At 32.8% G+C, this 16,946-nt stretch carries 13 protein-coding genes; 1 reads left to right on the top strand and 12 read right to left on the bottom strand.

Annotated elements, in window-relative coordinates; translation table 11 throughout:
- The first annotated feature begins 75 nt into the window (after window positions 1–75).
- On the top strand, window positions 76–708 hold the full coding sequence (locus tag LCI24_RS15780; protein WP_164723437.1) for a 7-carboxy-7-deazaguanine synthase QueE: 633 nt from the start codon (window positions 76–78) through the stop codon (window positions 706–708).
- A gap of 31 nt (window positions 709–739) precedes the next feature.
- Here LCI24_RS15780 and LCI24_RS15775 read toward each other — a convergent pair whose 3' ends face one another.
- From LCI24_RS15775 to LCI24_RS15720, 12 genes are all read right to left on the bottom strand, one after another.
- Window positions 740–1,612, bottom strand: a complete 873-nt coding sequence (locus LCI24_RS15775; RefSeq protein WP_274641240.1) for a cation diffusion facilitator family transporter — start codon at window positions 1,610–1,612, stop codon at window positions 740–742.
- A gap of 185 nt (window positions 1,613–1,797) precedes the next feature.
- Window positions 1,798–3,249, bottom strand: a complete 1,452-nt coding sequence (locus tag LCI24_RS15770) for a TolC family protein (protein WP_274641239.1) — start codon at window positions 3,247–3,249, stop codon at window positions 1,798–1,800.
- A complete protein-coding gene (locus LCI24_RS15765) occupies window positions 3,239–6,487 on the bottom strand; it encodes an efflux RND transporter permease subunit (RefSeq protein WP_274641238.1) in 3,249 nt (1,082 codons plus the stop codon). Before LCI24_RS15765 ends, LCI24_RS15770 begins: the two co-directional genes overlap by 11 nt.
- A 24-nt stretch (window positions 6,488–6,511) precedes the next feature.
- Complete coding sequence (locus LCI24_RS15760) at window positions 6,512–7,594, bottom strand: efflux RND transporter periplasmic adaptor subunit (protein ID WP_274641237.1); 1,083 nt, start codon at window positions 7,592–7,594, stop codon at window positions 6,512–6,514.
- 143 nt (window positions 7,595–7,737) lie between these two features.
- The gene (locus LCI24_RS15755; protein WP_338001112.1) at window positions 7,738–8,175 is read right to left on the bottom strand and encodes a hypothetical protein; all 438 of its coding nucleotides are present in this window, start codon (window positions 8,173–8,175) and stop codon (window positions 7,738–7,740) included.
- 110 nt (window positions 8,176–8,285) lie between these two features.
- The gene (locus tag LCI24_RS15750; protein ID WP_274641235.1) at window positions 8,286–9,239 is read right to left on the bottom strand and encodes an acetyl-CoA carboxylase carboxyltransferase subunit alpha; all 954 of its coding nucleotides are present in this window, start codon (window positions 9,237–9,239) and stop codon (window positions 8,286–8,288) included.
- A gap of 106 nt (window positions 9,240–9,345) precedes the next feature.
- Complete coding sequence (locus LCI24_RS15745; RefSeq protein ID WP_274641234.1) at window positions 9,346–10,245, bottom strand: DMT family transporter; 900 nt, start codon at window positions 10,243–10,245, stop codon at window positions 9,346–9,348.
- Window positions 10,232–11,317, bottom strand: a complete 1,086-nt coding sequence (locus tag LCI24_RS15740) for an LptF/LptG family permease (protein ID WP_274641233.1) — start codon at window positions 11,315–11,317, stop codon at window positions 10,232–10,234. Before LCI24_RS15740 ends, LCI24_RS15745 begins: the two co-directional genes overlap by 14 nt.
- A gap of 1 nt (window position 11,318) precedes the next feature.
- On the bottom strand, window positions 11,319–12,449 hold the full coding sequence (gene tgt / locus LCI24_RS15735; RefSeq protein ID WP_274641232.1) for a tRNA guanosine(34) transglycosylase Tgt: 1,131 nt from the start codon (window positions 12,447–12,449) through the stop codon (window positions 11,319–11,321).
- A gap of 70 nt (window positions 12,450–12,519) precedes the next feature.
- The gene (rluF, locus tag LCI24_RS15730; RefSeq protein WP_274641231.1) at window positions 12,520–13,350 is read right to left on the bottom strand and encodes a 23S rRNA pseudouridine(2604) synthase RluF; all 831 of its coding nucleotides are present in this window, start codon (window positions 13,348–13,350) and stop codon (window positions 12,520–12,522) included.
- A 66-nt stretch (window positions 13,351–13,416) separates the two neighbouring features.
- Complete coding sequence (locus tag LCI24_RS15725; protein ID WP_274641230.1) at window positions 13,417–14,364, bottom strand: PorP/SprF family type IX secretion system membrane protein; 948 nt, start codon at window positions 14,362–14,364, stop codon at window positions 13,417–13,419.
- A 4-nt stretch (window positions 14,365–14,368) separates the two neighbouring features.
- Window positions 14,369–16,946 (bottom strand): T9SS type B sorting domain-containing protein (locus tag LCI24_RS15720; RefSeq protein WP_274641229.1); only part of this gene is annotated, 2,578 nt, incomplete at its 5' end.

Raw genomic sequence — 16,946 nt, 5'->3', positions numbered from 1 at the left:
TTTTTTGTGATAAAAACACGTAAAAGTAACAAAAATCATTCATTAAATTTTAATGTTGCCTATCTTTGCACCCTTATGTTGAAAAAAGAAGTACAAGAGTTAATTAATACAGGAGAAATGCTTCCGTTAATGGAAGAGTTTTATACGATTCAGGGAGAAGGAGCACACACTGGTACTGCTGCTTATTTTATTCGTATTGGTGGTTGCGATGTAGGTTGCCACTGGTGTGATGTAAAAGAAAGCTGGGATGCTAATTTGCATCCACCTACAAAAACGGATATTATCGTTGAAAACGCAAAGAAATATGCCGAAACTGTGGTTATTACAGGTGGAGAGCCTTTAATGTGGAGTTTGGACTATATTACACAACAACTTCAAGAAAAAGGTATTAAAACACATATTGAAACTTCTGGAGCTTACGATTTTTCTGGTGTTTGGGATTGGTTTTGTTTATCGCCTAAAAAAACCAAATTACCTTTGGAACGTGCTTACCAAGAAGCGGATGAATTGAAAATGATTATTCATAATAAAAATGATTTTCAGTTTGCTGAGGAACAGGCTGCTAAAGTTGGTAAAAAATGTAAGTTGTTTTTACAACCTGAATGGAGTAAAAAGGAAAAAATGACTCCACAAATTATTGATTATGTGATGGAGCATCCACAATGGAAAATTTCCTTACAAACTCATAAATACTTAAATATACCATAAATAAAAAAGCAACCTAGATTAGGTTGCTTTTTTAGTATTCACTTGGCTCTATATGAATTAAAACATGTCCTAAATCTGGGAGTTTTTCTCTTAAATAGTCTTTTAGTTTATGAGCAATATCGTGTCCTTCTTTTACTGTAATGGTACTATCTACAATAGCATGTAAATCTACATGATATTTCATTCCTGCTTTACGAACAAAGCATTTTTCTGTTCCTAAAACACCTGCTACTTCCATAGACTTTTCTCTTATTTCATCTATCAAATCATCATATACATGTTCATCCATTATTTCACCCAGCGCTGGTCTGAAAATCAGGTAACTATTGTATAGAATAAAAAACGAAGCTAATAAAGCTGCCCAATCATCAGCTGTTTCATAGCCTTCTTTAAAAATAAGTGCTATAGAAATTCCTATAAATGCCATTACAGAAGTAATTGCATCACTTCGATGGTGCCACGCATCTGCTTTTAAGGAAGAACTATTAGTTTCTTTACTTTTTCTGATAACCACTTGAAAAGATATTTCTTTCCAAATAATAATTGCTCCTAAAACAAGTAACGTCCATGGTTTAGGAGTTTTGTGTGGTGTTTGGATATTCTGTATACTTTCATAGGCTATAACTGTAGCTGAAGTTACCAAAAAGGCTACTACCACAAAGGTGATTAAAGGTTCTATTTTTCCATGTCCGTACGGATGGTTTTTATCTGCGGGTCTTTTCGCGTATTTCAATCCTAATAGCACTAAAAGCGAAGAAAAAATATCGGTAGTAGATTCAATTGCATCTGCTATTAATGCGTATGAGTTTCCGAAAACACCTGCCAATCCTTTAATAATTGCTAAACTAGTATTGCTAAGAATACTAAAATATGTGGTTTTGATGGCTAACTCTTCTTTACTCATTGAATTATGATATTACAATCTCTTTTTATGAGGTAGTACGAAGGTACTTGAAAACTATCGAAAAACCCTAGATTGTACAATAGAAAATCTATTACTAAAAAAGACTCGCCAGTTGGCGAGCCTTTTGGATAGTTAATAAAACTACCACTTTAACAACAATTAATATTTAATAACGAATGAAAAAATTAGTTCCAGCCTCCTCCTAAGGCTTTATATACTTTTACGTTTGCCAACAATTGATCTCTTTTAGTTTCTATTATTTCAATTTTAGATTCTAATGCTTCTCTTTGCGTTAACAACACTTCTGTATATTCAGCCCTTGCCGATTTAAACAGACGAATTGAAAGGTCTATAGATTCGTTTAACGCTTCTACTTGTTGCTTTTTTAAATCGTAACTGTTTTTTAAGTTATCAATTTTCGAAAGCTCATTCGCTACTTCTAAATACGCATTTAAAATAGCTCTTTCGTATTCGTAAACAGCTTGTAATTGTTTATTGTTGGCTGTTTTATAGGCTGCTTTTATAGCGTTTCTATTGATTAAAGGTCCTACAATATCTCCTGCTAAAGAATACACTAACGATTCTGGTGTTGATGTTAAAAATTTAGGTTTAAATGCTTGTAACCCTACTCCTGCTTTTATACCGATTGATGGATAAAAATTAGCTCGTGCTATTTTAGTATTTAATTTGGCTGCTGCTAATTCGTATTCAGCTCTCCTTAAATCGGGTCTGTTTTGTAACAGTTGTGATGGAATTCCTGCTTTTACTCCTTCAATAGGTTTATCTATAAAATTATCTGAGTTTCTTTCTATAGGTTGTGGGTATCTTCCTACTAAAAAGTTAATTTTATTTTCAGTTTCTACGATTTCTTGTTGAAGTTCATATAGGTGACTTTGGTTTTTAAGTACACTCGCTTCAAACCTACGTACTGCCAATTCAGTTGTTCTTGCAGCCTGTTTTTGAAGCTTCACCATTCGCAATGCATTTTTTTGAATTTCTAAGTTTTGTGAAACCATAGATAATTCATTATCTAAAGCTACTAATTCGTAATATGAATTTGCAATTTCTGAAACTAAATTAGTTACCATAAAGTTTTTTCCTTCAACACTAGCTAAGTATTCTAGTACTGCTGCTTTCTTCTCATTTCGTAACTTCTTCCAAACATCTAATTCCCATGAAGCAGAAAGTCCTATTGAAAAATCAGTTAATGGTTCTGGAAATTTTTCATCTTCGCGAATATTTAAATTTTCTTCTACGGCTCCATTTCTAGTATACTTCCCTACCTTTTCTACTTCTGCCCCGGCATACATATTTACAAATGGTAAATACTCACCTTTTTTTGCCTTGATATTATTTTTTGAAATAGCTACTTGTTGTAACATTATATTCAACTCTTGGTTGTTTGATAAAGCTGTATCTATCAGAGAAATTAAATGTGAATCTGAAAAAAAGTCACGCCATTTAATAGTAGCTGTATTTAATAAATCTACAGGTTGGTTCTTAAAATTCTCTGGTACCGCCTTATTTTCTTCTCTTACTACTTGATTTGATACACAAGAGCACAAAACTAAGAGGGTAAGCACACTTAAAAAGTGTGCTTTTTTTATTACAAATAAACTTCTTTGTTTAGTTTTCATTGTTTTCTCTTTTAATTATTTTCTTTAGAAGTTTTTTAAGCTCTGCTATTTTAGCTTTTGTTTTACTTCCTTCAACTTCATTTATTCTTATAAACTCTTCAGAAACTGGTTCATTAGCTTCGTCTTTAATTAAGCTTCTTCCATCACTCATTTTAGCAAATATGTAATAGAGACCTGGTATAATTAAAACTCCGAAAATTGTACCTATTAACATTCCCCCTAAAGCCGAACCACCTATAGTTCTGTTACCAATAGCCCCAGCTCCATGAGCTATAACTAACGGTATTAATCCTGCGATAAACGCAAATGAAGTCATTAAAATTGGTCTGAATCGTTCTTTAGCTCCTTCAATAGCTGCTTCAAAAATTGTTGCTCCCTGACTTCGTTTTAGTACCGCAAATTCTACAATTAACACTGCATTTTTACCTAATAAACCAACCAGCATTATTATTCCAATTTGTGCATATACGTCATTCGCTAAGCCCATTAGTTTTAATAGTGTAAATGACCCGTACACTCCTACTGGAAGCGAGAATATTACAGCTAATGGCAGTATAAAGCTTTCATATTGTGCTGCTAATACAAAATATACAAAAGCTAATACAATGATGAAAATATACACTGATTCATTACCTCTTCTTGCTTCATCATAGGTAAGTCCTTCCCAAGCTACATCATAACCTCTTGGTAATTCTTTTGCTGCTACTTCTTTAATTGCGTTAATAGCATCGCCACTTGTGTATCCTGGCGCTGGTAATCCTCTAATAGCTGCTGAATTATATAAATTGTATCGTGTTATCTCATTAGGTCCTAGTTTTTTTTCTAAACTCATAAACGCTGAATAAGGCACCATTTCTCCCTCTTCATTTTTAACATATAGTTTTTCTAAATCTGAAGGAATTCTTCTGTATTCTGGCGCTGCTTGTGTATATACTTTAAAGAATCTACCAAAACGAATAAAACCTTGTTCATAGGTACTACCTATTAAAATGTTTAGGTTTTCCATGGCTTTACCAATGGTCACTCCTTTTTGCATCGCTTTTTTATTGTCGATTTTTAATTCGTACTGCGGATAGTTTGCAGAATAAAAAGTAAATAACCCTGTAAGCTCTTTTCGTTTTGATAACGACTCCATGAATTTGTTATTGATACGTTCAAACTCGTGGTAGTCTGTTGAGTTTGTTTTATCTAATAAACGCATTGAGAATCCTCCTGAAGATCCAAAACCTGGTACTGCTGGTGGTTCAAAATATTCTATAACCGCTCCTAAGTCTTTAGTTTCTTCTTCTAGTTCTTCCATGATTTCATGAACTGAATGATGACGTTCTGACCATGGTTTCAAATTAATTAAACAGGTACCTGCGTTTGACCCTCTACCTTCGGTCATAATTTCATATCCTGCTAAAGATGAAACTGACTCTACTCCCTCAGTTTCTTCACAAATTTGTTGTAGTTTTCTTGCTACTTCGTTTGTACGTTCTAAGGTAGCTCCTGGTGGTGTTTGAATGATTGCGTAAATCATTCCTTGGTCTTCACTAGGAATAAAACCTGCTGGTAATGTCTTATTGGTAATAAATATTCCTGCACAGAAAGCTAGTAATACTCCAAAGGTTAACATTCTTCGTGCTACGATTCTGTTTAACACTTTTACATATCTTCCTGTAAGCTTTTCAAATCCTTTGTTAAACCAATCAATAAATTTATCTACTATTGATTTTTTTCTTTCTTTTCCGTGGTTGTTTTTTAACATCATTGCACACAATACTGGTGTTAATGTTAATGCTACCACTGCTGAAATAATGATAGAACCCGCCATTGTTATAGAGAACTGTCTGTAGAAAACTCCTACTGGCCCTGTCATAAATGAAATTGGCACAAATACAGAAACCATCACCAATGTAATTGCTAAAATAGCACCTCCTATTTCTCCTAATGCTGCTTTAGATGCTTGATAAGGTGTTAAATGTTCTTTCTCCATTTTTAAATGGACTGCTTCTACAACTACAATAGCATCATCTACTACAATACCAATAGCTAGTACTAATGCAAACAGGGTAATTAAGTTGATTGATAGCCCGAAAAGTTGCATTATAAAGAATGCTCCGATTAAGGACACTGGTACTGCTATAATTGGAATTAAGGTTGATCGTAAATCTCCCAAGAATAGGAATACCACAATGGCTACTAAAATAAAGGCGTCTCTAAGTGTATGTATTACTTGTTCTATAGAGGCGTCTAAAAAGTTAGAAACGTCATAACTAATTTGAAAATCAATCCCTGGTGGTAGATCTTCTTTTAATTCTTTTAGTTTTTCTTTTACCGATGCTATTACATCACTACCATTACTTCCAAAGGTTTGTTTTAAAACAATAGATGCTGATGGATGCCCATCTAGGTTTGAGTAAATATCGAAGAATTCACTTCCTAATTTTACTTCGGCAACATCTTTTAGCTTTAATATTTCTCCTTCTTCATTTGCTCGAATAATAATGTCTTTGTACTGATCTGGTTCATTATACCTGTTTTGATAGGTAAGTACGTATTCTAGTGATTGTGACTTGATTCCTGAACTTCTTCCCAATCTTCCGGGTCTTGCCAAAATACTTTGGTCTTCCATCGCTTCTAAAATTTCTTCCGCAGAAATATTATAGGCTCTCATTCGGTCTGGTTTTAACCAAACTCTCATCGCATATTTTCTACTTCCTAAAATTTTAGCACTGGCGATACCGTTAATACGTTGAATCTCGGGTATCATTTTGGTGTACGCATAGTTGTATAGGAACTTTTCGTCATTATGTTTTTCTTTACTAAAAAGGTTCACATACATTAACATACTTGGTTGTACTGGAGTTATAATTACTCCTTCTCGTTGTACTAATTCAGGTAATAAAGGCATTACTTGATCTACCCTTGTTTTTACCCTAACTACCGCTTGGTTGGGATCTGTACCTGGTTCAAAAATTACACGTAAGGTTCCTTCTCCTGCACTTGTAGCATCAGAAGCGATATAACGCATTCCTTGTACTCCATTGATGGCTGTTTCTAGAGGAATTAGTGTTGAGTTTACCAATACATCTGCACTTGAGCCTGGGTACGCTATAAATATGTTTACCGTGGTTGGTGCTATTTGTGGAAACTGTGATATTGGGAGTTGTTTTATTGATAACAACCCCGTAAAAACAACTATTATCGAAATAACAATTGCTAGTACTGGTCTTTTTATAAATTGACTAAACATGTTTTGTTGAATTTTAGTTTTTGATTACTCTGCATATAAGTCTAAACTAGACATTACAGCATTTGGCTCTTTAAACTCAACATGTATCTTTTGTTGGTCTTTTACCATACGGATTCCTTCTAACAATATTTTATCGTTTTCTGTAAGTCCTTTTTCTACTATAAATAAGTGTGGTAATTCTGCTTCTACAGTAATTTCTCGTTGTTTTACTGTATTATTTTTATCTACTACAAAAACATATTTTTTATCTAATACTTCAAAAGTGGCTTTTTGTGGAATTATTAAGGCTTCTTCGTATGGAACTTCCATTAAAATACTTCCTGTTTCTCCGTGTCTTAAAATTCCATCTGGATTTGGGAAAGTTGCTCTAAAGGCAATATTTCCTGTTTCATTGTTAAACTCTCCTTCAATCGTTTCTACTATTCCTTTTTGATTGAATGGTTTGTTATTTGCCATTAAAAGTGTTACTTCTTTTTTCTTGTCTTTATCTTGACTCATTATGTAGTCTAGATATTCTGTTTCTGGTACATTAAAATATACCCACATTTTACTGTTGTCTGATAGTGTTGTTAGGAGTTCTCCTTCATCTAACAAACTTCCTTTTCTAACATGTAAGTGGTCCATTATACCGTTAAATGGTGCCTTAATGCTTGTAAAACCTAGGTGTGTTTGTGCTAGCATTACTTCAGCTTTTGCTTTTTCGTAGTTTGCTTTCGCTAAGGCTAATTCGTTTTTAGAAACTACGTTTCCATCTGCTAATAATTCCGTGTTTTTATATTCAATTTCAGCAGCTTTTGCTTCTGCTTTTGCTTTTTGTAAATCTGCTTTATAAACGTTTGCTGATATTTGAAACATGTTTTGTCCTTTTTTTACATGTTGTCCTTCATCAACAAATACTTTCTTTAAATATCCTTTTTCTAGTGCCCTCAATTCTATATGCTGAATGGCATGTATTTGACTTACATAATCTTTAGTTATTGATGTATCTTTTTTAATGGGATTGGTTACAAGGAACTTTGTTTCTGGATGTTTAGATTCCTTTTTTGATTCGCAGCTAATATTAATTAATAGCGCAAATAGGCTCATGAAAATGAAGCTTTTTTTCATTTTTTTGTATGTATTTGTAAAGTTAGAGTGAGTGTGTAACCATTGAAAACCAATGGTTATTATAAAAATTTAATTAAATTCTTATGTGTGAATAAATAAAATAAGCTAAATGATAGGTTTAGCCTACTTTACCGAAGAGGGTATCAAATTATAAAAACTTGAAATTTTACATGGAGTTTTACTATAGCGCTAAAAGTGTACTCTTTAAAGCGTTGTGCTTTTTCTTTTACTACACAAAACTGGCACTCAAAAAACTGCGCATGTAAAATGGCTGATAAGTAACTTCCGAATTTTGATAAACTTTCATCTACTTCATTTTCGTCTTGGGTTTTGTCTTCAATCTCGCTGATTTCAAAATAATTCTCCCTTTCAGAGTCTTGATGCTGTTTATCAAAAGCTAAGTTAATGGTGTTTTGAGTAATTGATTGTGGCTCTGTTTTTGCGTTTACAGATTTATAAGTAACCACTGAGGTTGTTGTATCAAAAGCCTTTTGGTCTGCATATGATGTAGACCATCCTTTTAATAAAAGTATTAATAAAAATAGATATTTATTAAATGTATTACTCATTTCGACCGGCAAAATTATAGATATATATTCATTTAACAAACAAATCGTATCGTAAAATATTTATAAAACAAAAAAACTCGCCAAATGGCGAGTTTTAATAGTGTGTTTTTTGGGGTATAAAGCTACTCTTTATATACTCCCATATTTTCATATTTCTCCATACGTTGAGCTATTAATTCTTGCTCCTTAAGTTTCTTAAGCTCTCCGTATGCTTTTATAATCTGTTCTTTAACAGCTTTAAAAGTTCCTTCACGGTCAGAGTGTGCACCTCCTAATGGTTCTTTGATGATATCATCAACTATTTTTAGTTTCATACCATCTTCTGCTGTTAACTTTAATGCTTCTGCTGCTTTTTCTTTCTCTGACCAGCTACGCCATAATATTGAAGAACAGTTTTCTGGAGAGATAACCGAATACCAAGAGTTTTCTAGCATATATACTCTGTCTCCTACTCCTATTCCTAAAGCTCCTCCTGAAGCTCCTTCTCCTATAATTATGGTAATAATAGGTGTTTTTAAGCGCGTCATTTCAAAGATATTACGAGCAATTGCTTCTCCTTGTCCACGTTCTTCAGCTTCTAATCCTGGGTATGCGCCTGGAGTATCTACTAAAGTTACTACTGGTAATCCAAATTTTTCAGCCATACGCATTAAACGTAATGCTTTACGATATCCTTCTGGATTCGCCATACCAAAGTTACGGTATTGACGCGTTTTGGTATTATATCCTTTTTGCTGACCTATGAACATAAAAGATTGGTCTCCAATCTTACCTAGTCCACCAATCATTGCTTTATCATCTTTCACACTACGGTCACCGTGTAATTCCATAAAAGTGTCTCCGCAAAGCGCTTTTATATAATCTAAAGTATATGGACGATTAGGATGACGAGACAACTGTACACGTTGCCATGCCGTTAAATTCTTATATATATCTTTTTTAGCTTTCTCTAATTTTTTTTCAATCTTCTCACATGTAGCTGTTACGTCTACATCACTTTCTTTTCCTATATCAAAACATTTTGCCAACTGATCTTCTAGCTCTTTTATTGGCATTTCAAAATCTAAATATTCCATTGTATTCTTGTATATAGTTTGATTTTCTAATTTACTAGTTAGTTGTTTGTAAAGGCAAACATACTAAAAAATTGTACAGTTTACCTTCATCCTTTTTCTTAAAATACTATTTTTTTATAATTTTCTTTTTTATAGAAGAGGCGTTTTTAAGTACTCCGTTCAGTAACACCACTATTAAAACAATACAGGCACCATAATAAAACTCTGGATTCATTTGTTCTTTTTCTCCAAATATTAATAATGCCAAGATAATGGCGTAGATAGGTTCTAAATTAATAGTAAGCATTACTGTATAAGGTGTTAAATACTTCATTACTTGTACTGAAGCAATAAAAGCATATGCTGTACAAATACTACTTAAAATTAATAAATATATCCAATCACTTGCTTGTAATTGGAAAAATTCTACTGAAAATTTTTGTGTAAATAATAAATAAACTGTTACTCCTAAAACTCCGAATAATAGTTGGTAGAATGAAATTGTATTGGCTTCATGTTTTTTTATAAACACACCATTTAACACTGAAAATAATGCGGATAGAAAGGCTGAAATTAACGCATAAATAATTCCAAGTGTATACTGACTTTCAAAATTAAATATAATATACAAGCCTACTATTACTAACAGTCCTAAAACTATTTCGATTAATTTTATTCTTCTTTTAAAGAAAAAAGGTTCTATAAATGAAGCGAAAAAGGCTCCAGTACTCATCATAACCAAAGCAACTGATACATTTGATACTTTTATTGCTTTAAAGAATGTTATCCAGTGTACCGCTATAATTATTCCTGAAATAGCAAACTTGGCTAATGCTTTTTTTTCTACTTTAAATGATTTCTTTCTTATTACAAAATAAATAGCAATAAAGCCTACTGCTAATAACATTCTGTACCAAACTAAAGGAACTGCATCAATTGATATTAATGCTCCTAATATTGCTGTAAACCCCCAAATAAAAACGATTAAATGTAAGTGTAGGTAGTTTTTTAATTTATCTCCTTGCATTGAAATATAAATAAATAGCGTATAAACCAAATACTATATTAGGTATCCAAACATTTAACAGGGCATTTGCTCCTGCTACAGCTCCTAATACTTCTGCTACTTTTAAAAAGAAAACATAAATAAACATAACGCTAATACCTATGGCTAAATTAACTCCTATACCTCCTCTACTTTTCCTATGTGCTAGCCCTACTGCAATTAATGTTAGTATGTAGCTAGCAACTGGTAAACTTGTTCTTTTGTAGAGTTCAACCAAGTATGCGTTTAAGTTTTTTATTCCTCTTTTTCTAGACACTTCAATAAACTTGACCAACTCTGGAGAGTTCATTTCTTGTGCCATAATATTCTTGTAATTAAAATCTTCTGGTGTAAATGTAAATGTAGTATCTAAGCTTCTTCCAGAAAAGATACTATCTCTTTCTTTAAAAATTTTTCGTTCTTTCCAGTTATATAGTTTAAATGTACTATCCTTTTCCTTCCAATTAATATTATCAGCAGTAAGCTTTCTTTTTAGCTTAATACCATCATACAGATCGATTGAAAAATTAAACCCTGAGTTTCGCTTTAAATCAAAGTTTTGGATATATACATAAGTGCTATCATTAAGCTGTAAGCTAAATTCACGAATAGTAGTGTCTGAATACTTCTTTTTCTTTAGATATTTTTTTTCAAAAGCTTTTCGTGTTTTACTACTTGATGGTACAAAAAAGTGATTCATTGATAACGCTACTGCACAAACAATAGTTGCTCCTATAAAATATGGATATAAGAATCGTGTAAATGATACTTGAGAACTGTTAATTGCTACAATTTCTGTATTACTTGCTAGCTTTGAAGTAAATAAAATAACTGCTATAAACAATGCTAATGGCATAAACGTATTAGCATAGTAAATAATGAAGTTTTTATAGTAGTCATTAACTATTTCAAACAACGTAAGATTTTCTTCTCGTAAAAATTTATCAACCTTTTCTGCAATATCAATAGCTACTGCAATAGGTATTAAAATAAGTAACGTAAACAAAAAAGTTGTTAAGTAACGTTTTAATATGTACCAATCTAGTATTTTCAAATTACAAACGTTTATCCATTTGTTTTACCATCTTGTCTTTCCATGAAGCAAAATCTCCTGCTATAATATGTTTACGTGCTTCACGAACTAACCATAAATAAAATCCTAAATTATGAATAGACGCTATTTGTTTACCTAACATCTCTCTTGAAGCAAATAAGTGACGTAAATAGGCTTTAGAATACATAGTGTCTACCCAAGTAATACCCATTTCATCAATTGGAGAGAAATCTTTTTCCCATTTTTTATTCTTGATGTTAATGCTTCCGTGTGCTGTAAATAACATTCCGTTACGTGCGTTACGTGTAGGCATTACGCAATCGAACATATCAACTCCTAATGCTATATTTTCTAGAATGTTAATTGGTGTACCAACTCCCATTAAATAACGTGGTTTATCTTCTGGTAATATTGCTGTAACCACTTCTGTCATCGCATACATTTCTTCTGCGGGTTCTCCTACTGATAATCCACCTATTGCATTTCCTTCTGCTCCTGAGTTTGCTATATATTCTGCTGATTGTTTACGTAAATCTTTGTACGTACTTCCTTGTACTATTGGAAATAAAGACTGACTGTACCCGTATTTTGGTGGTGTATTCTCAAAGTGTTTTATACAACGATCTAACCAACGATGTGTCATGTGCATAGATCGTTTTGCATAATTATAATCACAAGGGTACGGTGTACATTCGTCAAAAGCCATAATTATATCTGCCCCGATGGTACGTTGTGTTTCCATTACATTTTCTGGTGTAAAAAAATGCGTAGATCCATCTATATGACTTTTAAACTTTACTCCTTCTTCATTTATCTTCCTTCTCCCTGATAAAGAATACACTTGGTATCCTCCACTATCAGTTAAAATATTACGATCCCAATTCATGAACTTGTGTAAGCCTCCTGCGGCTTCTAAAGTTTCTAATTTTGGACGTAAGTATAAATGATATGTATTTCCTAAAATAATATCAGGATTGATTTCGTCTTTTAATTCTGATTGATGTACTCCTTTAACTGTAGCTACTGTACCTACAGGCATGAATATTGGAGTTTCTATGATTCCATGATCAGTAGTAATAACGCCTGCGCGTGCTTTACTTTTTGGATCGGTTATTTTTAAGTCAAATTGCATAAGTGGCAAAGATACACATGTAAGTTGAATGTTTAAAAGTAGATAGTTAAAACTTTCTTATTACTAATTTTTAACTTTTCCTTCTTCTTCCAAACTTGGATTTAAAATCTGTTTTTTTCTTGGGTTTAGTTTTTTGAGGAGAAGTAGTTTTAGTCTTTTTTTCCACTTCTTCGTATGTTTTTGACGAACCCGCTACGAGTTTATTAATTTCATCCATTTCTTTAGATGATAACTCACGCCACTCTCCTACTTTTAAACTTCCTAAAGTTACGTTCATAATACGTGTGCGTTTTAACTTTTTTACTTCGTAACCCAAGTATTCACACATACGTCTAATTTGACGGTTTAAGCCTTGTACTAAGGTTATTTTAAATGTAGTATCATTTACACGTTCTACCTTGCATTTTTTTGTTACAGTTCCTAAGATTGGAATTCCGTTACTCATTCTTTTTATAAAGCGTTCATCGAAAGGTTTATTAACCGAAACAATGTATTCCTTTTCGTGGTTATTCCCTGCTCGTAATATTTTGTTTACAATATCACCATCATTGGTTAAAAAAATTAATCCTTCTGAAGGTTTATCTAAGCGACCAATAGGAAATAGTCGTTGTGGGTGCCCCACAAATTTCACGATATTTTTACGTTCTTTACTATCGGTAGTACAAACAATACCTACTGGTTTGTTTAACGCTATATAAATAGTTTTAGGTTTTTCTTTTAATGGTTTTCCATCAATTTTTACCACATCTCCTTCATGTACTCTGTTACCTAACTGAGTAGGTTTGCCGTTTATCGTTACTCTTCCCTCAGTAATAAAGCGTTCTGCTTCACGACGTGAACAAATACCTGTACTACTGATATATTTATTTAGATTTATTGATGTATCGTTATTTTTTTCCATTAATACAAAGAAAAAGAAAATCCTCAAGCTAACACTTGAGGATTTGATAATTTATGTGTTTTTATATTAAAACATAATCATTTTTTGTGTACAACGTGCTAAACTTGGTCTTCTTTCATAATCAAATCCAAGTGTAATCATGTGTGTTCCGTAATTATAATCTTGTGTTTTATTCATATTGATACTAAAACCATACGACATATACAGGTTATTTTTCTTTAAACCAAACAATGGTGCAATAGCATTTGGTTGAAAAAACTGGTCGTTTAAGAATGTATAACTTAAACCAGCCCAAACATATCCATCTCTAATTCCTTTTCTGGCCTTAATATTCATATCTGTTTTAGAACGTCCTGTAGCTTCTCTATATTCATAAAGAATAGAAGGTTCAAGCTCATAGTTTCTACTTATTCTTGAAAGAGTATAAGAGGTAAATACGGTATATTTTCTAAGCTCTTCCGGATCTCCAGTTCTAAAATTCTTAATATCTCTATTTAAGATATTTACTACATTGGCTGTAATACTAAACCCTTCATAGCGATATAACAAACCTACATCAAAATTTGAGTGATTTTCTTGTATTGCTGGAACATTTTCTCCAGAGTTATTATTAGAAGTATCTATACCAAACTGAATAAAACTATAACTTAAAGCAAATGATAAAAAACTGTCATGAAAATCACTTAATGTTAAGTGACTTGCAAACGATAGTTTTGCTCCTTTATGAGTAGTAAATCCATTACTGTCGTTAAATATCGTTATTCCTCCACCAAAAGTATCTGCGATACGTGCTTCAACTGTTAATGATTGTGTATCGGGTGCATCTTTAACTCCAATCCACTGGCTTACTCCATTTAATCTAACCTGTAACCCTGTTCCTATACCTGCATAGGTTGGGGAAATTAAAAATGGGTTATCTGCTAAGTGATTTACGTATTGTGGTAATTCTATTTCTTGTGCAGTACCTTTTATATTACAAAACACTACAACTAAAATTATTAATATTTTTCTCATTTTTTTACTTTCTATATAGTGTAAAATGTCCCATTATTTTTTTCTCTTGACCTGATAACTCTTTAAAGTAAATAGTATACCAATAATCTCCTGACGGCAATGGTTTACCATCGTAAGTACCGTCCCATCCTTCTACAGTACCTTTAAAGTCTGCGATGTTACGTGCATACCTATCGTAAATAAACACTTTGATATCGTGGTAATCTTCTACTTCACGAGGATACCAATAATCGTTTGTTCCGTCTCCATCTGGTGTAAATAAGTTTGGAACGAAAATAGAAATATATTCTCCTCTTACAGTTAACGTAACCTCACAATCTCTAGCGTCTCTTACCGTAATGGTATAATCTTTTGTTTGTAAAATTAAAAATTCGTTATCTGGACCAAAATCACCTCCATCTACACTGTATTCATAAGGCGGTAACCCAAAGTTTGCATTTGCTATTAAAGTATTCTTAACCGAATCATCAATATCTAGAGTTAACGCTTGAATATCTTCAATACTAATCGGACTACTAGTAGAACTTTCAGAACATGAAGTTATTGTATGTGTTGCTGTAACATAATATCCTGTTCCAGCTGGTACATCAATAAATTCTCCTGAATTATTTGTTGCTACAGGATTTCCTGTTCCATCATATAATGTATAAGACATATTAGCTCTATACGCTTCATCAACTATTGCTTTGATAATATTTCCAACTTCACAGGTATATGCAAAGTCTACCGTTAATTGTAAATCTACTGATTCAGCCGTAGTTACTCTAATTGGATCTGCAACATTACAACCTGCTTCATCTCTTACTGTAATATAATAAGATGTGCCTGCTTGGATGTTTTCTGCAGCTCCTAATACAATAGTATTGGTCGTATACTGAGTAGGTTGTTCTATATTATTAATACTTACATAATATGGTTGTGTTCCTCCCTGTACGTCTAACTCTATTGTTGGAGTTGCATCGTTAATACAGGTTTGTTCTGTAACCCCTACTAATGTTGCTGTAAACTCTTGTGGTTGATCAATAACTACATCAATAGTATCAATACATCCAACCTTATCTTTAACAGTAATAGTGTATGTACCTGCTGTTAAGTTTCTGAACACATTATCGGTAACAAATTTACTTGGTGAATCTGTACTAATGTTGTATTCATATCCTGTTAAGTTACCTCCTGAAGCTAATACTGTAATAGTACCATCATTTCCTCCAAAACAACTTACATCTGTATGATTTTCAGCAACTACTAAAGGTTGTGGTTCTTCAATAGTATGTGGTACAGTGTCTTCTGTACATACTTCTCCAAATCTGTTGGTACTTCTTACTCTAATTTTATATGTACCAACATCTAAACCTCCAAAACTATTCGATGTTTGCCATGTTCCATCAACTGGATTATCACTACCGTCTAACAATTGGTATTCGTAATTACCAAAACCACCTGTTACAGTTGCTGATAACACTCCATTAGCATCTCCATTACAGGTAACAAATCCTGAATCGACTACTAAAGTTGGCACTAAAGGCTCGTATGCATTAACTGTTACTACAACTGTGTCTTCACAATTATTATCATCACGTACATAGAATGTTTGAGAACCTGAACTTACGTTTGTAAACGTATTATTAGGGCCAAAATTCACTCCATCACTACTATATTCATAAACGCCTGTGCCTCCTATTGCACTCACTTCTACGGTTGCATTAGGGATGTTACAAGTTATATCCGCGGTGATATTTGCCGAAGCTTCTACTTCTGATGGATCAACTATGTTTACAGTTTCTGTATACTCACAGCTATATTTATTATCTCTAACAATTACTGTATAATTAGTACCCGCTGGTAAATTGTTAAATGTGTTTGATAACTGTTCTACTTGTGTTGTTCCGTCAGGGTAAATTAAAATATAACTATAACTTACAGTTGCATCTTGTGTTTGACCTCCTGTTACATTAGTTACCTCAATAGTTGCTGTGTTTTCTCCTTCACATAAGTTTGGAATAACATTTACAAGTGCATCCATATTTGTAGTTGGCTGTAATGTAAATGTAAATGTTTCTTCACACCCTGTAACATCTCTAACTGTTGCTGTATAATCACCTGCTGTTAATCCAGTAATTCTTCTATTGCTATCAAAATTTTGAACTGGTGTAGCTGGTGTCGCATCATTTATTAATTGATACTCATACGGTGCCCAACCTCCTTGAGCTTCTAACAAGATTTCTCCAGAATCAGTAACATTACAATTAATATACGTTGGTGTACCAGTTAATGCTAATGCATTTGCTGGTTCTTCAATTATAAAGTTTTCTGTTCTTGGTGAACAAAATGGTGTATTCGTCATGTTTACAACCACATAATATTCTCCTGCTACTAAATTAGTAGTAATTGTTTCTGGAGTACCTCCTGTACCATTTCCTGATGTAATAGCAGTTGGGTTACCTACTTCAAATACTTCGTAAGTATAAACATCTGTATATGGTGTAGCTGTACTAAAATCTATAGTTACGCTTCCTGTACCACCAAAACAAGCTCTTTGAACATTACTTACTAATATATCAAAGGTAGGCTCTGGTTTTACC

The sequence above is a fragment of the Tenacibaculum larymnensis genome (genome assembly GCF_028829235.1).
In the GTDB taxonomy this organism is placed as follows: domain Bacteria; phylum Bacteroidota; class Bacteroidia; order Flavobacteriales; family Flavobacteriaceae; genus Polaribacter; species Polaribacter larymnensis.
Note: the sequence above shows the minus strand (reverse complement) of the source record. Positions and strands in the feature narration are given on the sequence as shown.